The sequence below is a fragment of the Aeromonas sp. ASNIH5 genome, assembly GCF_002902865.1.
Taxonomy (GTDB): domain Bacteria; phylum Pseudomonadota; class Gammaproteobacteria; order Enterobacterales; family Aeromonadaceae; genus Aeromonas; species Aeromonas caviae.
The window spans coordinates 436,291-459,561 of the sequence record NZ_CP026122.1; the positions used below are offsets into that span (position 1 = coordinate 436,291).

General features: G+C 58.6%; 16 protein-coding genes and 1 pseudogene. 6 read left to right on the forward strand and 11 right to left on the reverse strand.

Annotation, left to right across the window (positions count from 1 at the left end; genetic code table 11):
- Nucleotides 1-77 precede the first annotated feature (77 nt).
- A complete protein-coding gene (locus tag C2U30_RS01855; protein WP_103243051.1) occupies nt 78-740 on the forward strand; it encodes a DedA family protein in 663 nt (220 codons plus the stop codon).
- Nucleotides 741-984: 244 nt separating this feature from the next.
- Here C2U30_RS01855 and dsbB read toward each other — a convergent pair whose 3' ends face one another.
- Together dsbB and nhaB are read right to left on the reverse strand one after the other, a co-directional pair.
- The gene (gene dsbB, locus C2U30_RS01860; RefSeq protein WP_103243052.1) at nt 985-1,506 is read right to left on the reverse strand and encodes a disulfide bond formation protein DsbB; all 522 of its coding nucleotides are present in this window, start codon (nt 1,504-1,506) and stop codon (nt 985-987) included.
- Nucleotides 1,507-1,592: 86 nt separating this feature from the next.
- A complete protein-coding gene (gene nhaB, locus C2U30_RS01865; protein ID WP_010674907.1) occupies nt 1,593-3,167 on the reverse strand; it encodes a Na(+)/H(+) antiporter NhaB in 1,575 nt (524 codons plus the stop codon).
- Nucleotides 3,168-3,500: 333 nt separating this feature from the next.
- On the opposite strand from nhaB, the gene fadR reads away from it, so the two are divergent.
- The gene (gene fadR, locus C2U30_RS01870; protein ID WP_010674906.1) at nt 3,501-4,214 is read left to right on the forward strand and encodes a fatty acid metabolism transcriptional regulator FadR; all 714 of its coding nucleotides are present in this window, start codon (nt 3,501-3,503) and stop codon (nt 4,212-4,214) included.
- A 59-nt stretch (nt 4,215-4,273) separates the two neighbouring features.
- Here fadR and C2U30_RS01875 read toward each other — a convergent pair whose 3' ends face one another.
- From C2U30_RS01875 to C2U30_RS01890, 4 genes are all read right to left on the reverse strand, one after another.
- On the reverse strand, nt 4,274-5,794 hold the full coding sequence (locus C2U30_RS01875; RefSeq protein WP_039040868.1) for a SpoVR family protein: 1,521 nt from the start codon (nt 5,792-5,794) through the stop codon (nt 4,274-4,276).
- 10 nt (nt 5,795-5,804) lie between these two features.
- Nucleotides 5,805-7,076, reverse strand: coding sequence for a YeaH/YhbH family protein (locus C2U30_RS01880; protein WP_010674904.1), 1,272 nt, complete (start codon nt 7,074-7,076; stop codon nt 5,805-5,807).
- Nucleotides 7,077-7,100: 24 nt separating this feature from the next.
- The gene (locus tag C2U30_RS01885; RefSeq protein ID WP_010674903.1) at nt 7,101-9,023 is read right to left on the reverse strand and encodes a PrkA family serine protein kinase; all 1,923 of its coding nucleotides are present in this window, start codon (nt 9,021-9,023) and stop codon (nt 7,101-7,103) included.
- A gap of 573 nt (nt 9,024-9,596) precedes the next feature.
- Nucleotides 9,597-11,519 (reverse strand): RecQ family ATP-dependent DNA helicase, encoded by a 1,923-nt coding sequence (locus C2U30_RS01890; RefSeq protein ID WP_103243053.1) that lies wholly within the window; start codon nt 11,517-11,519, stop codon nt 9,597-9,599.
- Between the two features lie 332 nt (nt 11,520-11,851).
- Between C2U30_RS01890 and sstT the strand changes: the two genes are divergently transcribed.
- Entirely contained in the window at nt 11,852-13,102 is a 1,251-nt protein-coding gene (gene sstT / locus C2U30_RS01895; RefSeq protein ID WP_010674901.1) for a serine/threonine transporter SstT, read from the forward strand.
- Between the two features lie 741 nt (nt 13,103-13,843).
- Here the strand turns inward: sstT and C2U30_RS01900 are convergent.
- The 3 genes from C2U30_RS01900 to pabB form a co-directional block, all read right to left on the reverse strand.
- Complete coding sequence (locus C2U30_RS01900) at nt 13,844-15,142, reverse strand: serine/threonine transporter (protein WP_043155190.1); 1,299 nt, start codon at nt 15,140-15,142, stop codon at nt 13,844-13,846.
- Between the two features lie 215 nt (nt 15,143-15,357).
- Nucleotides 15,358-15,924 (reverse strand): CoA pyrophosphatase, encoded by a 567-nt coding sequence (locus C2U30_RS01905; RefSeq protein WP_103244625.1) that lies wholly within the window; start codon nt 15,922-15,924, stop codon nt 15,358-15,360.
- 43 nt (nt 15,925-15,967) lie between these two features.
- Entirely contained in the window at nt 15,968-17,338 is a 1,371-nt protein-coding gene (gene pabB, locus C2U30_RS01910) for an aminodeoxychorismate synthase component I (protein ID WP_103243054.1), read from the reverse strand.
- A gap of 210 nt (nt 17,339-17,548) precedes the next feature.
- On the opposite strand from pabB, the pseudogene C2U30_RS01915 reads away from it, so the two are divergent.
- Nucleotides 17,549-19,071, forward strand: a pseudogene (locus C2U30_RS01915) (fumarate hydratase).
- Between the two features lie 80 nt (nt 19,072-19,151).
- Here C2U30_RS01915 and C2U30_RS22570 read toward each other — a convergent pair.
- Nucleotides 19,152-19,415 carry a hypothetical protein gene (locus C2U30_RS22570; protein WP_158654825.1) on the reverse strand — a complete coding sequence of 88 codons (264 nt, stop codon included), beginning with the start codon at nt 19,413-19,415 and terminating at the stop codon, nt 19,152-19,154.
- 73 nt (nt 19,416-19,488) lie between these two features.
- Nucleotides 19,489-19,968 (reverse strand): cell division inhibitor, encoded by a 480-nt coding sequence (locus tag C2U30_RS01920; protein ID WP_103243055.1) that lies wholly within the window; start codon nt 19,966-19,968, stop codon nt 19,489-19,491.
- Nucleotides 19,969-20,202: 234 nt separating this feature from the next.
- Between C2U30_RS01920 and C2U30_RS01925 the strand changes: the two genes are divergently transcribed.
- On the forward strand, nt 20,203-20,400 hold the full coding sequence (locus C2U30_RS01925; RefSeq protein WP_005323525.1) for a DUF4250 domain-containing protein: 198 nt from the start codon (nt 20,203-20,205) through the stop codon (nt 20,398-20,400).
- Between the two features lie 393 nt (nt 20,401-20,793).
- Nucleotides 20,794-23,268 carry a glycogen/starch/alpha-glucan phosphorylase gene (locus C2U30_RS01930; protein WP_103243056.1) on the forward strand — a complete coding sequence of 825 codons (2,475 nt, stop codon included), beginning with the start codon at nt 20,794-20,796 and terminating at the stop codon, nt 23,266-23,268.
- Nucleotides 23,269-23,271 lie beyond the last annotated feature (3 nt).

Below are 23,271 nucleotides of genomic sequence, written 5' to 3' on the forward strand. Positions count from 1 at the left end.
AAGGGGACCATGGGGAGATTGTGAGCCAGGTCTCATTGGCGTAGACTCCACGCCGTTCACTTCATGGGTACCAAAAAATGGATCTGATCCTCTTTGCCATCGACTTTATTCTGCACGTTGACGTGCATCTGAAAGAGCTGTTCGAGAACTATGGCGTCTGGGTATACGCCATCCTGTTTCTCATCATCTTCTGTGAAACCGGGCTGGTGGTGACTCCCTTCCTGCCGGGGGACTCCCTGTTGTTTGCTGCAGGTGCCCTCACCGTGGGCAGCGTGCTGGACGTGCACACCCTGGCCGTCGTGCTGATCATCGCCGCGGTGCTCGGCAACGTGGTGAACTACACCATAGGCCACTTCTTCGGTGAGCAGCTGTTTCGCAACCCCGATTCCAAAATCTTTCGCCGGGACTATCTGATCAAGACCCATGCCTTCTATGCCAAGCATGGCGGCAAGACCATCATCATCACCCGTTTCCTGCCCATAGTGCGGACCTTCGCCCCCTTCGTGGCGGGCATGGGGGCCATGACCTATCCCCGCTTCCTGGCGTTCAACCTGGTGGGGGGGCTCTTGTGGGTGCTCTCCTTCGTCTATGCCGGCCACTTCTTTGGCAATCTGCCGGTAGTGCGCCACAACTTTACCCTGCTCATCTTCGGCATCATCGCGGTCTCCTTGTTGCCCATGGTGATCGGCATGGTGAAGGCCAGGAGAAGTGCCAGCAAGGCTACCTCCGAAGGCGCGTGACATCGCCGTGCACGACATGAAAGAAGGGAGCCTATGGCTCCCTTCTTGTTGGTTGGCTGAGTGGCAGGTCGCCGCTGCGCCCTTTGACCCGCTTGTGGCCTGTTACGATGATGCACACCCGCAGGCAGCCACTTCATTGGCAGAACAGGGAGAAGGGGAGCCGGCCCCCTGGGCATGGGGTCGTGAGGCGATAAGAGGAGATAAAAAGGGAGCCATGGGCTCCCTTTTATGGTCGATTGAACGACTAGTTGCAGCAGCGCCCTTTTATCAGGTTGCCAGCAGCCACGATGACGAACACCAGCAGGTAGGCGGCAAAGATGACCACGAGCCACTGCGGCATGGAGAAACCGAGGAACTGCCAGCTGATCTCGCTGCAGTCGCCGTCCGGGTAGAACATCCAGGGAACCCATTTATCCAGTGGTGCCCAGGCAGGGAAGTCAGCAAACCCTTCGCATACGTTGAAGGGGGAGGGGTTCATCTGGTAATCCACGTGCTTGAGCGCCAGTTTCAGGCCCCAGAAGGCGCTGTAACCCCACAGGAGCATGGCACTCCAGCGCAGGTACCAGCGCTCTGGCGCGACCATGCCGAGGAGGCCGGCGGTGAGCACGCCGAGGAGGGCGATACGTTCATAGATGCACATCACGCAAGGGTGCAAACCCAGCACGTGCTGGAAGAAGAGGGCACAGAGTTCCAGCGCGAAAGCGGAGGCTGCCAGCAATCCCCAGGCCAGACGATGACTGGCAATGCGGCGAAGATACTCGATCATCTGATTGATCTCTCAGAGAAAAATAGTGGCTGAATTAGAGCAGAGCCCCATCTGAAAAGAAAGGGGCCGAACAGCCCCTTTCATGATCAGTGTGTGGACGGGGTGGGCAGTGGTAGTGCCCCATGATCCAGCAACCACCCTGCCTGATAGAACCATTCGGTTGCAGGACCGAGGAGCAGTTCCACGGAGAAAAAGCCGACAAGCCCCAGCACCAGGGTATAGGGCAGCGCCATCCAGACCATGCGGCCATAAGAGAGGCGTAGCAGGGGAGCGAGGGCCGAGGTGAGCATGAACAGGAATGCGGCCTGGCCATTGGGGGTGGCGACCGACGGCAGGTTGGTGCCGGTGTTGATGGCCACGGCCAGTAGATCAAAATGCTCGCGGCTGATGGCGCCGTTGATCAGGGCGGTCTTCACCTCGTTGATGTAGACGGTGCCGACGAAGACGTTGTCACTGACCATGGAGAGCAGACCGTTTGCCAGGTAGAAGAGGGCAAGCTGATCCTCCGGCTTGGCCGCCAGTACCCACTGGATCACCGGCTTGAACAGCTGTTGATCGATGATGACCGCCACCACGCTGAAAAAGACGGTGAGCAGGGCGGTGAACGGCAAAGCCTCCTGGAATGCCTTGCCAAGCGCGTGTTCTTCAGTCACGCCGGTGAACGCCGTCGCGAGCACGATGACCGTCAGGCCGATCAGCCCGACTGCAGCCAGATGGAGGGCAAGACCCGTGATAAGCCAGGTGGCAATCAGCGCCTGGACGATCAGCTTGGCCTTGTCCTGCGGGGTACGTTGTGCGTCTTCGTCGCGCTCGTAGGATTCCATGATGTGACGCACGGGCTCGGGCAAGCGGGCGCCATAACCGAACCAGCGGAATTTTTCGACCAGGATGCAGGTCAGCAGGCCGCAAATGAAGACCGGAATGGTGACTGGCGCCATGCGAATGGCAAATTCACCGAAGTGCCACCCCGCCTGTTCACCGATGATGAGGTTCTGGGGTTCGCCGACCAGGGTGCAGACGCCCCCCAGGGCGGTACCGATGGCGGCGTGCATCATCAGGCTGCGCAGGAAGGCACGAAATTCGTTCAGATGCTGGCGGGAGAGCTCGTCAATCTCTTCGTCATCATGATGCAGATTGCCGGACTCATCCCGGGAGGCCACCTTGTGGTAGATAGCGTAGAAGCCGGTTGCGACGCTGATGACCACGGCGATCACGGTCAGGGCATCAAGGAACGCGGAGAGGAATGCAGACACCAGGCAGAAGGCGAGAGAAAGCAACGTTTTGGAGTGGATGCGCACCAGCATCTTGGTAAAGACGTAGAGCAGCAACTGCTTCATGAAGTAGATGCCGGCCACCATGAAGACCAGCAGCAGAAGCACTTCGATATTGGCCACCAGCTCATGTTTTATCTGGTTGGCGGAGGTCATGCCGATGAGCACGGCTTCGATGGCCAGGAGTCCGCCCGGTTGCAGCGGATAGCACTTGAGGGCCATGGCCAGGGTGAAAATAAACTCGACAACCAGCAGCCAGCCGGCCAGGAAGGGATCAACGTAGAAAATGATCGGGTTGATCAGCAGGAATAGAACGATGGCAATTTTGTACCATCGCGGAGCATTGCCCAAAAAGTTCTTTGTAAACGCGCGCCCTAGGCTGATTGGCATAATGATGGTTCTCTGTTCTGTTGTTGATATCTGCGTCTATGCAGTCGAGCCCGACCCGAGCCGAACATCCGGATATTCACCTGTATCAGATTGATTGCACATGATTTTAATCAAGGGAGCGATAACTATAAATAAGGTCGCTGAACTTGCCCAGCGAGCAAACGCTTATATTCCCATCATTTGGTGTTGGTTGACTCCTCACTTGTCGCCGCATACATATTTTTAACAAAAAGATCGGGGTAATGTGAGCAGAGGACCGACCTTCTGCTTGCCAGCATGACCGGCTTTGCTATTATTCGGGGGCCTTTTTACGCACTACAACAGAGTCATTACATGGTCATTAAAGCGCAAAGCCCTGCCGGGTTTGCCGAGGAATACATCATCGAGTCCATCTGGAACAATCGCTTTCCTCCTGGATCCATTCTGCCGGCGGAGCGCGAGCTGTCCGAATTGATCGGCGTGACTCGCACTACCTTGCGTGAAGTGTTGCAGCGCCTTGCCCGTGATGGCTGGCTCACCATCCAGCATGGCAAACCGACCAAGGTCAACAATTTCTGGGAAACCTCCGGTCTCAACATTCTGGAGACCCTGGCGCGTCTCGATCAGGACAAGGTGCCGGATCTGGTGGCACAGCTGCTCTCCGCCCGGACCAACATCTGCACCATCTTCATCCGTGGCGCCATTCGTAACAACCCGGAACAGGCCGCCGAGATACTGCGTGGTGCCGATGATGTGGAGAACACGGCCGAGGCCTATGCGGACTTCGACTACCGTTTGCATCATCAGCTTTCGTTTGCCTCGGGCAACCCCATCTATGCCTTGATCCTCAATGGTTTCAAGGGCTTGTACAGCCGGGTTGGCCGCTACTACTTCTCGGACAAGCAGGCGCGCGAAACCGCAGATGCCTACTACAAGACGCTGCGCAAGCTGGCCGAAACCAAGGATCACGAAGCCGTGTTCATGACTGTACGCCAGTACGGCATCGAGTCTGGCAAGCTTTGGACCCGTCTGCGTCAGGACATGCCAAGCAACCTGTGTGACAACTGATTGCCCTGACCCAAGAAAAACGCGCCTGATGGCGCGTTTTTTTATGCCCGGTACTGACGTCAGGTCATGCTCTTGCGGTCCGGACAACGGCCGATGATATCTGCGGATAGCTCGCCATTGTCCTGCTCCAGCACCACATCGAAGCCCCACAGCTGATGCAGATGCTTGAGCACCTCGTGGCGTGACTCGCCAAGGGGGATGCGGTTGTGGGGAACATAGCGCAGGGTCAGGGAGCGATCGCCTTTCACTGCCACGTTGTAGACCTGAATGTTGGGCTCCAGGTTGCTCAGGTTGTATTGAGCGGACAGGGTGCTACGCACCAGCCGGTAGCCCTCTTCATTGTGAATGGCGGACACTTTGAGGTAGTTCTTCAAATCGTCGTCATCGATGGCAAAGAGCTTCATGTCGCGCATCACCTTGGGACTGAGGAACTGGCTGATGAAGCTTTCGTCCTTGAAGTTCTGCATGGCGAAATGCAATGTCTCGACCCAGTTGGTGCCAGCGTAATCGGGGAACCAGTATCTGTCCTCCTCGGTCGGGTGCTCGCAGATGCGACGCAGGTCCGTGAACATGGCAAAGCCAAGGGCGTAGGGGTTGATCCCCGAGTAATACCGGCTGTTGTAGGGGGGCTGATAGACGACGTTGGTGTGGCTGTGCAGCACCTCCAGCATGAAGCGATCGCTGATTTTTCCCTCGTCATAGAGGTGGTTGAGAATGGTGTAGTGCCAGAAGGTGGCCCAGCCCTCGTTCATCACCTGCGTCTGCTTCTGCGGGTAGAAGTACTGACTGATCTTGCGCACGATACGTACCACCTCGCGCTGCCAGGGCTCGAGCAGGGGGGCATTCTTTTCGATGAAATAGAGGATGTTCTCCTGAGGCTCGGCAGGATAGCGCCTGTCTTCCACCCCGGCAATCTTGTGCTGCTTGGGCAGGGTACGCCACAGCTCGTTAACCTGGGTTTGCAGATAATCTTCCCGCGCCTTCTGGCGTCGCTTCTCCTCGGCCAGAGAAATCTTCTGAGGCCGCTTGTAACGATCCACCCCGAAGTTCATCAGGGCATGGCAGGAGTCGAGCAGTTTCTCCACCGCATCGATGCCGTGTTTTTCCTCGCACTCGGTGATGTAGTTCTTGGCAAACAACAGGTAGTCGATGATGGAGGAGGCATCGGTCCAGGCCTTGAACAGATAGTTGTTCTTGAAGAAGGAGTTGTGACCATAGCAGGCGTGGGCCATGACCAGCGCCTGCATCGGCATGGTGTTCTCTTCCATCAGATAGGCGATGCAGGGGTCCGAGTTGATGACGATCTCGTAGGCGAGTCCCATCTGGCCGCGCTTGTAGTTGCGTTCGGTGTGGATAAAGCGCTTGCCGAATGACCAGTGTTGATAACCGATGGGCATGCCCACGCTGGAGTAGGCATCCATCATCTGCTCTGCAGTGATCACCTCGATCTGGTTGGGATAGGTGTCGAGCCGATAGAATTTGGCGACCCGGGCTATCTCCTGGTGATAAAGCTCCAGCAGATCGAAGTTCCAGTCAGGACCATCGTCCAGCGGCGCTATCTTTCTTGCGGTTTCTACCATATGTGATCCCTCAAGCCGCTTGCTTCTTGAACAATTCCCGGAACACCGGATAAATGTCCTCGACCTTGCGAATGTGCTCCATGGCGAAGTGGGCGTATTGCTCTGCCACCGCCTCATATTCGTGCCACAGGGTCTGGTGGGCGCGGGTAGTGATCTCGATGTAGGAGTAGTAGCGCACCCTTGGCATGATGTCGCGCATCAGGATCTCCCTGCACTGGGGTGAGTCATCGGCCCAGTTGTCACCATCAGAGGCCTGCGCCGCATAGATGTTCCACTGGTTGGCAGGATAACGTTCGTTGATGATGTCGTTCATCATCTTGAGCGCACTGGAGACGATGGTGCCGCCGGTCTCCTGGGAGTAGAAGAACTCGTGCTCGTCCACCTCCTTGGCCTGGGTGTGGTGGCGGATGTAGACCACCTCGACATTCTTGTAAGTCCGGCTCAGGAATAGATAAAGCAGGATATAGAAACGCTTGGCCATCTCCTTGGTAGCCTGATCCATGGAACCGGAGACGTCCATCAGGCAGAACATCACCGCCTGGCTCGAGGGGACGGGCCGTTTGACAAAGTTGTTGAATTTGAGGTCGAAGGTGTCGATAAAGGGGACCGCATCGATCCGCCGTTTCAGCTCCCTGATCTCTTTTTCAAGTTGCGCCATTTCGGCGAAATGGTCGTTGGGCTCGCAGGCCAGCTGGGCCAGGCGCTCCTCCAGTTCACGCAACTGACGTTTCTTGCCTGCCTGCAGCGCCATGCGCCGCGCCAGCGAATTTTGCAGGGAGCGCACCACGTTGATGTTGGCAGGCACCCCGTTGGAGGTGTAGCCGGCCCGGTAGGTCTTCATCTCCATCAGCTGGTTGAGCTGGGTCTTTTGCAGCCGCGGCAGTTCCAGATCCTCGAACAACAAGTCCAGATACTCGTCTTTGGAGATCTGGAAGACGAAATCATCGACGCCCTCTCCTTGATCCGAGGCCTGGCCCTCGCCACTCCCCTGGCCGCCGCCACCCCCTTTGGGCCGGTCAATCTTGTCACCGGAGACAAACTGGTCGTTGCCCGGATGCACCATCTCCCGTTTGCCGCCATGACCCTGATGAAAATGGGGTTCCCCGATGTCCTTGGTCGGGATGCTGATGCTCTCGCCCTTGTCCACGTCCTGAATGCTGCGCTTGGAGACAGCATCCGAGACCGCTTGTTTTATCTGCTTCTTGTAGCGGCGGATGAAGCGCTGCCGATTGACAGCGCTTTTGTTTTTGCCGTTGAGCCTGCGGTCGATAAAATGCGCCATAACTCCCCCTTGAACACGGCAGGGTCAGGATGACTTGCGTACCCTGAGATACCACTCGGAGAGCAGTCGCACCTGTTTGCGGGTGTAGCCTTTCTCCATCATCCGTTCGACAAAGTTATCGTGCTTCTTCTGCTCCTCGGCCGAGGTTTTGCTGTTGAAGGAGATAACCGGCAGCAGCTCTTCCGTGTTGGAGAACATCTTCTTCTCGATCACGGTGCGCAGCTTCTCGTAACTGGTCCAGTTGGGGTTACGGCCTGCATTGTTGGCCCGGGCACGCAGCACGAAGTTGACGATTTCGTTACGGAAATCTTTCGGGTTGCTGATCCCGGCAGGTTTTTCAATTTTCTCCAGCTCGCTGTTGAGAGATGCTCTGTCAAACAGCTGGCCGGTTTCGGGGTCACGATACTCCTGATCCTGGATCCAGAAGTCGGCGTAGGTGACGTAGCGATCGAAGATGTTCTGACCGTACTCTGAATACGACTCGAGGTAGGCGGTCTGGATCTCCTTGCCGATGAACTCGACGTAGCGCGGAGTCAGGTAACCCTTGATGAACTCCAGATAGCGATCGTGCAGCTCTTGCGGGAACTGCTCGCGCTCTATCTGCTGCTCCAGCACATAGAAGAGGTGCACCGGGTTGGCTGCCACTTCCGCGTGGTCGAAGTTGAAGACGCGGGAGAGGATCTTGAACGCGAATCGGGTGGAGAGGCCGTTCATGCCCTCGTCGACACCGGCATAGTCGCGATACTCCTGGTAGCTCTTCGCCTTGGGATCCGTGTCCTTGAGACTCTCGCCGTCATAGACCCGCATCTTGGAATAGAGGCTGGAGTTTTCCGGCTCTTTGAGTCGCGACAGCACCGAGAACTGGCCCAGCAGCTCCAGAGTACCCGGTGCGCATTTGGCCTCGGTCAGCTCGCTGTTGAACAGCAGTTTTTCGTAGATCTTCACCTCTTCCGACACCCGCAGGCAGTAGGGCACCTTGACGATGTAAACCCGGTCGAGGAAGGCTTCGTTGTTCTTGTTGTTGCGGAACTGCTGCCACTCGGATTCGTTGGAGTGGGCCAGCAGGATGCCGTCGAAAGGGAGGGCGGAGAGCCCCTCGGTACCGTTGTAGTTCCCCTCTTGTGTCGCTGTCAGCAGCGGGTGCAGCACCTTGATGGGCGCCTTGAACATCTCGACGAACTCCATCATCCCCTGGTTTGCCTTGCACAGCGCACCGGAGTAGGAGTAGGCATCGGCATCATCCTGGGCGAAATGTTCCAGCATGCGGATATCGACCTTGCCGACCAGGGAGGAGATGTCCTGGTTGTTGTCGTCCCCCGGTTCGGTCTTGGCGATGGCGATCTGATCGAGGATGGAGGGGTTTACCTTCTCCACCTTGAACTTGGTGATGTCGCCGCCAAACTCGTGAAGGCGCTTGGCGACCCAGGGAGACATGATGGGGCGCAGATAACGGCGAGGGATGCCGTACTCCTTCTCGAGGATTTCGCCATCTTCGTCGATGTCAAACAGGCAGAAGGGGTGATCGTTCACCGGTGAGCCCTTGATGCGATAGATGGGCACTTTTTGCATCAGGGATTTGAGTTTCTCTGCCAGCGAGGATTTACCGCCGCCAACCGGTCCGAGCAGATAGAGGATCTGTTTCTTCTCTTCCAGACCCTGAGCGGAATGTTTGAGATAGGAGACAATCTGTTCGATGGCCTCTTCCATGCCATAGAAGTCTTTGAAAGCGGGATAACGCGCGACGACGCGGTTGGAAAAGAGACGGCTGAGACGTGGATTGGTCGAGGTGTCGATCATTTCCGGCTCGCCGATGGCGGTCAGCAGACGTTCGGCGGCAGAGGCGTAGCAGGATTTGTCCTGTTTGCACATATCCAGAAACTCCTGGATGCTGTACTCCTCCTCTCTGGCCTTCTCATACCGCTGTTGATAGTGCTCGAAGATGCCCATAACTTAGCCCTCGTTATAGTCGCTTGCCCTGAAAAAGAGTGGATCACTACTTTTGTTCTGTTTACCTCTTAAGCCTAGTCAACAGCCCCCAGTAATCCATCGCCATCATTGGTTTAAGTTTGTGCGGGAGCTTCCCGATCCTCGTACGGGAAGAAACAGTAAGTGACATACCTATGTTACTGACTGTTAAATTATTTTTGCCACGACAGTGATGCAAATGTCAAAGACATAAAAAATAAATCTTTGTGTGCCAGAGGGAGAAAATGGTGACGCTCTGTTTTGTCAGGGGGCGGTGCCAGCAAGGGCAAGGGCGGTAGGGAATAGAGGGTGAAAAGACGTGTCGCTTACGTCAACGTAATGTTATTTGTTTGATGCTTTTGCTCTAATTTTTACATTGACGCTACATTCTGGCTGCTCTAGATTGGCCCTGTGTCGAGCAGTCATCGCTTTAGCAAGAGAGTGGGTGATTGTGCAGATACTAAGCTCTGTTTAAGCACGTTTCCGTTGGCTTGACCCTCGCATCCGCGAGGGTCTTATTTTTTCAGCGCCTGAACGCGCGCCAAACCTGCAAGCTCAGGATTCGGCGGGATAGAGGGCTGACACCGCCGCCAGCACCTCGGCGAAGGGATGGTCCGCCAACTGGCCAAAGCCGGCCAGATCCCTGGCCTTGAGACGGGTGGTCAGCGGGGTGGCGATGCCACACAGGAAACGGGTCAGGATCCTGGGATGGCGCTGATGGCAGAGGGCGATCAGCGGATCGCACCAGGCGCGCAAACCGTGCTCGTTGGGCAAGCCCGGTGATGGCAACGGCGGCAACACGGCGATCTCTCCCCGGCAGACGGAACAGTGCCCGCACCGCTCGGGGGCCGCGTCGTCGGCAAAATAGCGGGCAAGCTCATGGCTGAGGCAGGTGGTCGAGGTGAAAAAGGCCAGCAGCGCCTGAAGGCGGGCCAGTTCGCTCTGCTCTTTCTTTTCAAACAATCCATGCAGCTCTTCGGCCAGGGTCGCGGTATCGATTTGCTGGCTCAGCACCCGATAGACCTCGGTCATCTGCTTGCTTTCAAGCTCGATCCAACCCTGCTGCTGCAGGTAGTCCAGCGCCGCCGCGGCGCGCTGGCGTTCCCCCTGGTATCCCTGCCACAGCGCTTCGAAGTCCATGGTGCACCAGGTGCGCGCCTGTGGCGCGCAGGCAAAGACCTGCTCCAGGAACTGGCGGCGTTCGGAATTGAAACGAGCGAGGATCGCCTGTTTTTCCAGTACGAACCTGAAACGGTACTCGGCAAAGTAGCTGTAGGCCGGTGCAATGACCCCCGCCATCTCCAGATAGACCAGCAGGGTCTTGAGGGGCAGTTGGCGAATGTTGGTCTCGTTGGAGAGGCGCAGCAGGCTGAATTCCCACTCGGCGCCGCTCTGGCGCACGATATCGAGCAAGTACGCGATGGCGTCCCTGTCCGGTGTATCCCCATAAACGAAGTTTTCCAGTACCGGCAACTGGGCGCGGCTCGCCAGCACGGTGCAGCGGGAGGGAAGCCCGTCACGTCCGGCGCGGCCTATCTCCTGACTGTAGTTCTCGATGGACTTGGGCAGGTCGTAGTGAATGACCCGGCGAATGTCGGCCTTGTCGATGCCCATGCCAAAGGCGATGGTGGCCACGATGCAGTCGAGTCTGCCAGCCATGAAGTCGTGCTGGATCTGGCTGCGCAGGGCGGGAGCGAGCCCCGCATGGTAGGCGCATGCCCGGATGCCGCTGGCCTGTAGCTGCGCGGCGCACTGTTCTGCGCTGTGTTGCAGAGTCACGTAGACGATGGTGGGGGCGGCCGGATCCCGGTGCAGCTCCTCGCGCAGCCAGGTATCGCGGGCACTGCCGGCCAGCGGGAGGACGGCCAGATCCAGATTGGGTCTGTAGAAACCGGTGACCACCAGATCGTCCCGGTCGATGGCAAATTTTGCCTGCATGTCCGCCATGACGGCCGGGGTGGCGGTGGCGGTCAGCAACAGCACCTGGGGAATGGCCAGTTCACGGCGATGATCCGGCAGCTTGAGGTAGTCGGGGCGAAAGTTGTGGCCCCACTCCGAGATGCAGTGCGCCTCGTCCACCACCAGCAGTGACAGGGGGATGTGGGCGATGAAGCGGCGAAAGCGCTCATTTTTGAGGCGCTCCACCGAAATCATCAGGATCTTGAGCTGGCCATCGCTGGCCTGCTGCATCACGCGCCGGCTCTCTTCCGCTGTCTGGCTGGAATCCAGAGTGGCGGCGGCGATCCCCTTGCTGCGCAAAAAGGCGAGCTGATCGTGCATCAGGGCCAGCAGGGGAGAGATGACCAGGGTCAGGTGGGGCAGTGCGAGGGCGGGCAATTGATAACAGAGGGATTTCCCCGCGCCAGTCGGGAAGATGGCTGCGGCGCTCTTGCCGGCCAGCAGACGACTGATCACTGCTTCCTGCCCGGGCCGCAAGCGATCAAAGCCGAAGTGTCGGGTCAATAAAGAGGTGATCATGGCAAGGCTCCCTGAAAAAGGGCGTCATCATATCACTTCTGGCCCAGTGGTGGCCGATGATCGGACTGGTTTGGTGACATTTTGACCGTGGTTGATATTGTGTTATCACATTGTTGTAGATTTTTTGTGAGGTAACCCTGATATTTTTCAGTGATTATGTGGAAAAAAACCATGGCAGATGGGATATTCCTGTCCGCAACCCCACGCGAACGGGACAGATCCACCAGAAGAGCTGCCCACGGCGTCACCGTTAACGGACCGGTGCCAATGCGCGGGGCTGGTTGCCAACAGGACTAATGATTCACGCACCATGAGTGCACAGGGACTACTTGATGACACAACAACACCCCCTCATTCGACTGGTCAACAGCACCAGTCTGGTTAGCCAGATCCTGGTCGGTCTGGTATTCGGTATCCTTCTTGCGATGTTCATGCCCGAGTGGGCCAAGGCGGCGGGTCTGCTCGGCAGCCTGTTCGTCGGCGCCCTGAAGGCCGTGGCGCCGCTGCTGGTCTTCGTGCTGGTGATGTCGGCGATCATCGGCCACAAGCAGGGCCAGAAGACCAACATGAAACCGATCCTGCTGCTCTATGTGCTGGGTACCTTCCTGGCGGCTGCCGTGGCAGTGGTGGCGAGCTTCCTCTTCCCCTCCAACCTGCATCTGGTGGCAGGCGCTACCGAGATCACGCCGCCGGGGGGCATCACGGAAGTGCTGCAGACCCTGCTGTTCAACGTGGTGACCAACCCGGTGAAAGCACTGCTGGAAGCCAACTATATCGGCATCCTGGCCTGGGCCATCGGCCTTGGTATCGCCATGCGTCACGCCAATGAGAGCACCAAATCACTGATTTCCGATGTGTCTCACGGAGTTTCCGCCATCGTCAAGGCCGTGATCCGTTGCGCTCCGCTCGGCATCCTGGGTCTGGTTGCCTCCACCCTGGCTGAAACCGGCTTCGATGCGCTGTTTGGCTATGCCCAGCTGCTGGTGGTACTGATCGGCTGCATGCTGTTCATCGCCTTCGTGGTCAATCCGCTCATCGTCTTCTGGAAGATCAAGCGCAACCCCTATCCCCTGGTGCTGACCTGCCTGAAAGAGAGCGGTGTGACCGCCTTCTTCACCCGCAGCTCCGCCGCCAACATTCCGGTCAACATGGCCCTGGCCGAGAGGCTGCGCCTGCCGGAAGACACCTATGCGGTCTCCATCCCGCTGGGGGCCACCATCAACATGGCCGGCGCCGCCATCACCATTACCGTGCTCTCCATGGCGGCGGTGCATACCCTGGGGATGGAAGTGGACATGGCAACCGCCATTCTGCTCTCCGTCGTCGCCACCATCAGTGCCTGTGGCGCTTCCGGTGTGGCGGGCGGCTCCCTGCTGCTGATCCCGCTGGCGTGCAGCCTGTTCGGTATCAGCAACGACATCGCCATGCAGGTGGTGGCCGTTGGCTTCATCATCGGGGTGTTGCAGGATTCCGCCGAAACGGCCCTCAACAGCTCCACCGACGTGCTGTTCACTGCGGCGGCCTGCATGGCCGAGGATGAGAGCCTGCTGGATGCCGCCCCGGTCCCCAGCCGCGAAGCTTGATCCCCTCAGACTTTCCGCTCTGCACAGGCGCCCTCTTCGGAGGGCGCTTTTTATTTGCGCGCGCGTCAGGCGCCCTGCACCTTCTCGCCGTGTCATGGCACTGACAGTGCTCGGATCCCCCTGTGTGATTTCCCGGGAGGGGCCCGTTGGCCGCCTTACGTGTTCTCGCCACCGCCAAAAAGCCATTCCCTGTACCCGCGTGCCCGGCACTGCATTCGGCAGGGCATATCGGGCTGTTTGTGCTGTCAGCATGGCGGCCTGTGGCATCCCCTCTGGTGACCGAAGGGGTCATCTGCGCTTCGGACGCGGCACGAGAATCCCGGTCAAGGCCCTCTCGGCGGTTTGCCTGCGCCCTGTGGCCGGTATTTTCCTTGAATGCCTTGAAGAAAGGCTCCATTGGGTGGGGGTGTCGGCTCTCTGGGCTAAACCCCGAAGAGCGGGCGTTCCTGGCAAGGACAAGGGCTCTGGTGTTCTGCCTGGCAAGGCCGATGGCGTGCGGCAGATGACGGGATAACGCAGCACGCCTTGGTCGTGTGCCATGGGGAAAGGAATATGAGCGGCAAGCTGTCACCAAGGGGAAAGAGAGTGGGTGAAAGGGCTGTCTCTGATTTGAGGGCTGGGGGCTCTGATCATCTGAGCCCAGTACCTGATGATCATAACGAACACAGCCCGGCAGAGGAGATCTGCCGGGCTGTGGGAGGCGTCGGGCCAGATGCTGGTCCGACGGTATCGCAGGAAGGCTTAACCGACCAGTTGATAGAGGATGGCGGAGATGGCGATGAGGCCCATGGTCGCCACGAAGACGTTGCTGATCTGGCCCTGGTATTTCGCCATTGCCGGAACGCGCTTGATGGCGTACATGGGCATGAGGAACAGGATGGTGGCGATGATGGGGCCACCCAGGGATTCGATCATCCCGAGGATGGAGGGGTTGATCACGGCCACGCCCCACAGGGTCAGGATGAAGAAGGCGATGATGAACAGCTCCACCTTCTTGTGGTTCGGTGCCTTGCCGGAGTTGCGCATGTTCTGGACGATCATCCCTTTCAGACCTTCACGGGCACCCAGATAGTGGCCGAAGAAGGAGGAGACGATGGCCACGAAGGCAACCAGCGGACCGAAGTAGGAGATGATGGGGCTCGCATGCTGGTTGGCCAGGTAGGAGAGCACGGCGATGTTCTGGGACTTGGCTTCTGCCAGTTGGGCCGGCGTCAGGCTCATCACGCAGGAGAAGACGAAGAACATCACGAAGCCCAGCAGGATGATGGCGGTGCGCTTGAGGATGGCGTCGGACTTGGCGACGGCATGCTCACCGTGATCACGGCGCTGGGCCAGGGCGAAGCTGGAGATGGCCGGGCTGTGGTTGAAGGAGAAGACCAGCACCGGGATGGTCAGCCACAGGGTGGTGGCGAAGTCCTTGGTGCTCGGCATTTGATTCAGTGCCGCACCGGTCCAGTCCGGGATCAGGTACAGGGAGATGCCCGCCAGAATGGCGATGAGCGGATAGACCAGGAACTCGGTCACTTTCAGCATCAGCTTCTCGCCAGCCAGCATCACGGACATCATGGCCATGATGAGCACGATGGAGAGGATCCAGCGCGGGGGCGGCGTCATCTGCAACTGGTTGACCAGGAAGCTTTCCACCGTGTTGGTGATGCCCACGCCGTAGATCAGCACGATGGGGTAGATGGCAAAGAAGTAGAGCAGGGTGATCAATTTACCGGCACCCACGCCGAAGTGCTCTTCCACCACCTGGGTGATGTCGGCATTGGGCTGCTTGGAGGAGAGCACGAAGCGCGCCAGACCACGGTGGGCCAGGTAGGTCATGGGGCCGACCAGCAGCGCCATCACCACCAGCGGCCAGAAGCCACCCATGCCGGCGTTGATGGGCAGGAACAGGATGCCTGCACCAACGGCGGTACCGAACAGGCTGATCACCCAGGTGGTGTCTTGTTTATTCCAACCGCGAGATTGGACCGAGCTGATTCCTTGCTCCTGTGCGGCTGCAACATCCTGTGCGCCAGTGACAGTATTGGACATGTGTCTCACCCCGAATGTGTGGTTTTAATTAGTCGGCGCAAGAATACTTTCTTTTTAATCAAACATGTTGATCAAATTCACCTTTGTGCGGCTGAAACCCGTACTTTCTTGTAGAAATGTGATCAAAAGAATAAAAAATCAAAATTTATTTATCAAATGCAGTGTTATTTGAATGTTAACTGGATAATTTCCCACCTCATCATGTTATCGAAATGTTATGTCGAGATGTGCTGGGCAAGCTGGCGGATCATGCTGGCAGTGGCTCCCCAGATGAAAGATTGCTCCCAAGGGATCCAATAGATGGTGTGACGACCGTCCGCCCTTGGCAGGCTCAGGGCTATGTGCTGCCCCGGATCCAGCACGTGGGCGAGAGGGACTTCGAAGGCCTGGGCCACCTCGTCCTGGCTCAGGGTCAGCCCGTAGCCTGGGTCGAGCATGGCGAGAATTGGCAGCACATCGTAGCGCGAGACGGTATTGAGAGGGGTGAGGCTGCCGATGATCCGGATCTGGGAGGGGGGAATGCCAAGCTCCTCCTCGGTTTCCCTGAGCGCGGTGTGAATGAGGTCCCGGTCTTCCGGGTCCTGGCGCCCGCCGGGAAAGCTGATCTGTCCCGGGTGGTGGCGCAGGGCGGTGCTGCGGCGCGTCAGCAGCAGATACAGGCCCTCGGGGCGCTCCACCAGGGGGATCAACACGGCGGCAGGTTTGAGCCCGGCCAGTGCCAGGCGATGGGCGGGGGCGGGGCGCTGCAGCAAAAAGCGGGTCAGCAGCTCGGCACTCGTCATCTCCATGGGTCTCCTTGTGTCGGCCCCGCAGGGCCGGATGGGGTCAAAGGGCATCGAGCAGTGGCAGGATGCGGGCCACCTTGTCGTAGGTCTCCTGATATTCGGCGTCGGGATCGGAGTCGGCGATGATGCCGCCCCCCGCCCAGCAGTGCAGCTGACCGGCTTCGGCGATCAGGGTACGGATGCAGATGCTGGTATCCATCCTTCCGTGCTGACTCAGATAACCGATGCTGCCGCAGTAGGCATTGCGCCGCACCGGCTCCAGCTCCTCGATGATCTCCATCGCCCGGATCTTGGGAGCCCCTGTGATGGAGCCGCCGGGGAAGCAGACCCGCAGCAGATCCACTTCTTGCCAGCGCGCATCCAGTTCTCCGTGAATGGTGGAAACCAGATGATGCACCGCCGGGAAGGATTCCACGGCAAAGAGATGCGGGACCGTGACCGATCCCGGCCGGCTCACCCGGCCGATGTCGTTGCGCAGCAGATCGACGATCATCAGGTTCTCCGATCTGTCCTTGTCGGCGTTGGCGAGTGACTCGGCCACCCTGGCATCCTGGGCGGGATCCGGGTGGCGAGGCCGGGTGCCCTTGATGGGCTTGGTCTCGATATGGCGCTTGTCGAGCAGCAGGAAACGCTCCGGGGAGAGGCTCAGAATGGCGCTTTGCGGCAGGCGGACAAAGGCGGAGAACGGCGCCTTGTTGGCGGCGCTCAGGGCGAGATAGGCGGACCATTCATCCCCCTGATAAGGGGCGCTGAAGCGCTGGGTCAGGTTGATCTGGTAACAATCCCCCGCCGCCAGATAGGCCTGGATGCGGGCAAACTTGTCTCCGTATTCGGCCCGCGTCATGTTGCTCTGCCAGGGGCCGGTCAGGCGAAGGGGGAGGGTGGTTCGTTCGCGCTGCGCCATCAGCCAGTCGAGCCTGCGGGCGAGGCCGGCTTCATCACCCCAGTGGGCCAGTTGCCAGTGTCCCGTCGCGACATTTCGCAGCAGCGCCCAGTCGTAGATCCCGACCGCCATGTCGGGCACCTGGATGTCCTGTTGCGCCACTGCGGGCAGACGCTCGAATCGTCGGCCCAGATCGTAGCCAAAGAGTCCCAGGGCTCCCCCGATGAACGGCAATCCTGAGTCATCCTCAACGCGCTCCCCAAGCAGGGCTTGCTGGGTCTTGGCGAGCAGGGCGAGGGGATCGCCGTCATGATGGTGCTGGTGGTTATCCTGGGTGAGGCAGGTGCTGGTACCCCGGGTTTCCAGGGTGGCAAGCGGATCGGCGCTGATGATGTCAAAACCGTTGTCAGCCCCCAGGGGGCCGGCGGATTCCAGCAGGATGGCCCAGGGTTGGTGTTGCAGGCAGGCAAACCAGGTGTGGAGCGAGGCCTGCGGGTCGAAATGGTGGATATGCAGTCTTGGTTTCATTTTTTGTTACATAGGCAACAGTTTGCGCCCGGCTCCCTAGCCGGTTCGGGTGGTCAAGCGTATCATGGCCGCCGGCATTTTTAAGAAAAACACCGTTATAAAAACACGCCGCAGTCTGCCGGCTCCAGGTGCATTTGCCACCTGCCGAAGGCCCGGCTCATATGGAAGCCCTTGCTCGCGCAAGCGATAACAAGGACCAGTGAGGATGATATGAGCATCATTAGAAAACAGGACTTTATCGATTCCATTGCTGACGCCCTGCAGTACATCTCCTTCTACCACCCCCTCGATTTCGTGCAGGCCGCCAAGGCCGCCTATGACCGCGAGATCAACCCGGCCGCCAAGGATGCCCTGGCCCAGATCCTGATCAACTCCCGCATGTCTGCCGAAGGTCATCGCCCGCTCTGTCAGGACACCGGTATCGTCACCTGCTTCGTCAAGATCGGCATGCAGGTACAGTGGGACAGCGACATGACGGTCCAGGAGATGGTGGATGAGGGCACCCGCCGCGCCTACACCAATCCGGACAACCCGCTGCGCGCCTCCGTGCTGGCGGATCCGGCCGGCAGCCGCAAGAACACCAAAGACAATGCCCCCGCAGTCGTGCACATCGACATGATCCCCGGCGACAAGGTGGAAGTGAGTATCGCGGCCAAGGGCGGCGGCTCCGAAAACAAATCGAAGATGGTGATGCTCAACCCCTCCGACGATATCGTGGAGTGGGTGCTCAAGACGGTGCCGACCATGGGGGCTGGCTGGTGCCCGCCCGGCATGCTCGGCATCGGCATCGGCGGCACCGCCGAGAAGGCGGCGGTGCTCGCCAAGGAAGCCCTGATGGAGCACATCGACATCCAGGAGCTGATTGCCCGTGGTCCCGAGACCACCGAAGAGAAGCTGAGGGTCGAGCTCTATGACAAGGTCAACAAGCTCGGGATCGGTGCCCAGGGGCTGGGCGGCCTGACCACGGTGCTGGATGTGAAGGTGAAATCCGCACCGACTCACGCCGCCTCCAAGCCCGTGGTGATGATCCCCAACTGCGCCGCCACCCGTCACGTGCATTTCGAACTCGATGGCTCCGGCCCGGCGGAGCTGGCCCCCCCAGGCTGGAAGACTGGCCGGAGATCACCCGTGAGTCCGGTGGCAATGTGCGCCGGGTCAACGTGGATGGCATCACCAAGGCAGAGCTTGCCAGCTGGAAGAGCGGCGATACCGTGCTGCTCTCCGGCAAGATCCTGACCGGCCGCGACGCCGCCCACAAGCGTATCGCCGACATGCTGAAAAAGGGTGAAGGACTGCCCGAAGGGGTCGATTTCACCAACCGCTTCATCTATTACGTGGGCCCGGTCGATGCGGTGCGTGACGAGGTGGTCGGCCCGGCTGGCCCCACCACGTCCACCCGGATGGACAAATTCACCGACATGATGCTGGGAGAAACCGGCCTCATCGGCATGATCGGCAAGTCCGAGCGCGGCCCCAAGACGGTCGAGAGCATCAAGCAGCACCAGGCTGTCTACCTGATGGCGGTGGGCGGCGCCGCCTATCTGGTGGCGAAAGCCATCAAGAAGGCGCGCGTGGTGGCCTTTGCCGATCTGGGGATGGAGGCCATCTACGAGTTCGAGGTGGAAGACATGCCGGTCACCGTGGCGGTCGACTCCCAGGGCAACAACATCCACGAGACCGGCCCGGCCTACTGGTCCGCCAAGATTGCCGAGCTGGAGACCAAGCTGGCTTGATCAATCGGGCTTCGATGCAAACGGAGGGCGATTGGCCCCGTACAGCAGCATGTTGAAAGGCGACCCTCGGGTCGCCTTTTTTACGGGCCCCATTTGACGGTCTGGGCCTGAGCAAATTTACTGCTGCTGTGCTGCTGTGCTGCTGTGCTGCTGTGCTGCTGTGCTGCTGTGCTGCTGTGCTGCTGTGCTGCTGTGCTGCTGTGCTGCTGTGCTGCTGTGCTGCTGTGCTGCTGTGCTGCTGTGCTGCTGTGCTGCTGTGCTGCTGTGCTGCTGTGCTGCTGTGCTGCTGTGCTGCTGTGCTGCTGTGCTGCTGTGCTGCTGTGCTGCTTTGTCTTTGTCGTCATGGCATCCCGGGTCGGAAGCCTGGATAACCCGGTGGGCAATGCCGGCGCATTGGCTGTCACGCCGAAGGGGCGATCAGTGGTTCAGGTAGATATCCTGGCCGCCGTAGCTCAGTGCCCCACCCAGAGGGGTTGCGGGCTCGAAGAAGCGGGTCAGGACACCGGCACGCTGGCCCAGGGTGCTCAATGTGCTCCGGTCCAGGGCGACCTGTTCGGGCAGCCAGGTCAGCACGGCGGCGCAGTGACCATTCATCAGGCTCTGCTCCAGCAGGCGCTGCCAGTTTTTGATCTTGGGGGCGTGCACGACAAGCACCCTGGCAGGATTGATCCCTCTGGCCTGCAATTGCGCGGCGGCGGGCAGACCTGGCGGGGCGACGAGCAGGATCCAGCCACTGTCGGACTGACTCAGTTGCCCCAGGGCATCGAGCAGCGGTGCTTCCTGATGGAGAGGGCCGCGCCGCTGCTCTTGTCCCATCTTGCTCTGATGGCGAGTGGGCCAGGTGGTGATCAGACCGGCAGAGGAGGAGGGGGGGCAAAGATTCAGGGGCTGGCTCATATGTCGTTCCTGTATGAATAACCATGCTGTATGCGCATACAGTAGTTCTGTTCGCAAGGAGTGACAAGTCATTTGTGGCTAAAAGTGTGAGCCGATTAACAGGAGATGACTTTAACTGCATGATTAAAAAGGATATTTATATCTTCCTTATACAGGATGTTTTTTAACCTGTAGACAAACTTCGGGTCGGCGCTCATGGTTATACAGTCCTGTATAGGGAGAGGAGGGAGCGAGATGGACGTCAGTACCTTGCAACGACTGGATGCGAACATTCTGCTCGGGATCATCAACGAGAAGCTGCGGCTGGAGTGTGATGGCCTTGAAGAGCTGCTGGCTTACTACGACATGACAGAAGATCAGCTGGCTACCCGTCTGCAACAGATCGGGTATCACTACGACCCTATGAGCAATCAGTTCAAGGCACATGGTTAATTGAAATCAAAGGGTGCTCCGATTGGGGCATCCTTTTTATTACCTGACGAGGAGGTGTGAATTGAAAACGCTTTCAATTTCTCCCGTGTTGACGGTTATTTTCACGTATTTTCAGTCACAGGCAATCATTGAAAACCTATTCATGAAACTATCTTTTTTGTTTTCTTGTATCGCTATGATTTAAAACGAAATTTATATTTCATTCAGGCTGGCTCAAGGAAAGGGTTTTCATGGTGAAACTGTCATTTTTATGCGTTAAAGTGTGACTCACGTTAACTTTTAAACCCTTGGCTTTAGCTAGTATGCCCCCGCCGGAGCATATTCTGAGATAACAACAGCGCCGGTCCCCCCGATGGGATGACATTTTTTATTTGTAACGAAGGAAAATGGTTTATGGCTACCAAGAAGAAGACAGACCAGGATCTCCAACTGGATAAAGATCAGCTCAAGGCGAGTATCGTGCGTCACCTGCGTTCTACCTTGGGTACAAGCGAACAGAAAGCCTCTCCGGATGCCTGGTGGAAAGCGACCGCTGCCGCCGTCAATGAACAGGTGTACGAGCGCCTGACCCGTACTCAGCAGACTCACTTCAAGAAAGATACTCGTGCGATTCACTATCTCTCTGCTGAATTTTTGATGGGGCGTTTGACCTCCAACAACCTGCACAACCTCTCCCTCTACAAAGTCTGTGAAGAGGCGCTGGGTGAACTCGGTCTGGAACTGACCGATCTGTGTGAACAAGAGCCTGACATGGCCCTTGGCAACGGCGGCCTGGGTCGTCTGGCTGCCTGCTTCATCGATTCCCTGGCCACTCTGAACTACCCGGCGGTGGGCTATGGCATCCACTACGAGCACGGCCTGTTCCGTCAGGAAATTCAGGATGGCCGTCAGATCGAGCGTCCGGACTCCTGGCGCGAATATGGCAACCCCTGGGAGATCTGCCGCCCGGAATCGGTGCAGGAGATCCCGCTCTACGGCTACGTGGAGACCGTCTTTGGTGACAAGGGGGGCCTGAAGAAGGTGTGGCACGCCGGTCGCAAGATCAAAGGGGTGCCCTGGGACATTCCGGTGGTCGGCTTCGGTGGTCACACCGTCAACATCCTGCGTCTGTGGGAATCCCGCGCCTCCGAGTTCTTCGACTGGGACGTGTTCAACGCCGGTGGTTATATCGACTCCCAGGCCGAGAAGGCCCAGGCCGAGACCATCTCCAAGGTGCTCTACCCGAACGATGAGACCGACGCCGGCAAGGAGCTGCGCCTGATCCAGCAGTACTTCTTCTGCGCCTGCTCCATCAAGGACATCATGCGTCGCTACAAGCGGGTGCATGGCAGTGACTTCAGCAACTTTGCCGCGCAAATCGCCATCCAGCTCAACGATACCCACCCCACCGTGGCCATCCCCGAGCTGATGCGCGTGCTGGTGGACGAAGAGGGGCTGAACTGGGATACCGCCTGGGGCATCTGCTATCAGGTCTTCTCCTACACCAACCACACCCTGCTGCCGGAAGCGCTGGAGAAGTGGTCCGTCAGCCTGTTCGAGAAGGTACTGCCCCGTCACCTCGAGATCATTTATGAAATCAACGCCCGCTTCCTGAACGAGCTGGTGGAGCCCAAGTGGCCGGGCAACGATGCCATCAAGGCCAAGCTCTCCATCATCGAAGAGGGTGACGTGCGCAAGGTGCGTATGGGCAACCTGTGCGTCATCGGCTCCTCCAAGGTGAACGGCGTGGCCGAGATCCACTCCAAGCTGGTGAAGGAAGATCTCTTCCCCGAGTATGCCGAGCTGTGGCCCGAGAAGATGTGCAACGTCACCAACGGCGTGACTCCCCGTCGCTGGCTGCTGGCCTGCAACCCGGAACTGGCCGAACTCTACAACGAGGTGGTGGGCAAGGAGTGGCCGCTGCAACTGGACAAGCTGCGCAGCGTGGTGAAGTTTGCCGATGACAAGGCGTTCCAGCAGCAGTTCATGACCATCAAGCGTCACAACAAGGAGAAGCTGGTCAAGGTCATCAAGGCGGAAACCGGCATCGACGTGAGCGCGGAGGCGATCTTCGACGTCCAGATCAAGCGTCTGCACGAGTACAAGCGCCAGCAACTGAACCTCATCCACATCATGGCGCTCTACCGTCGCCTGCTGGCGAACCCGGACTATGACATGCATCCGCGGGTGTTCATCTTCGGCTCCAAGGCGGCGCCCGGCTACAAGCTGGCCAAGGACATCATCTACGCCATCAACAAGCTGGCGGAGCGGGTCAACAACGACGCCCGTATCCAGGGCAAGCTGAAAGTGGTGTTCATGCCGAACTACCGCGTGAGCCTTGCCGAGAAGCTGATCCCGGCGGCGGATGTCTCCGAGCAGATCTCCACCGCAGGTTACGAAGCATCCGGTACCGGCAACATGAAGATGGCGCTGAACGGTGCCATCACCATCGGGACGCTGGATGGAGCCAACATCGAGATCGCCGAAGAGGCGGGTGCCGAGAACTGCGCCATCTTCGGTCTGAACGTGGACGAGGTGAAGTCCCTGAAGTCGCGCGGCTACAACCCGTATGACTTCTACTACGCCAACTCCGAACTGAAAGCCGTGCTGGACTGGTTTGATACCGACTACTTCACGCCGGGTCGCCCGGGGGAGCTCTCCTCCATCAAGCGTTCCCTGCTGGAAGGGGGAGACCCTTACCTGACTCTGGCCGATTTCGAGTCCTACTCCGAGGCGCACAAGCTGATCGACGCCTGGTACCGGGATCCGGCCCTGTGGGCGAAGAAAGCCATCATCAACTCGGCCACCATGGGCAAGTTCAACTCCGACCGCTCCATCCAGGATTACGTAGACCGGATCTGGAAACTGACGAGCTGCAGCGTCGGTTGATGT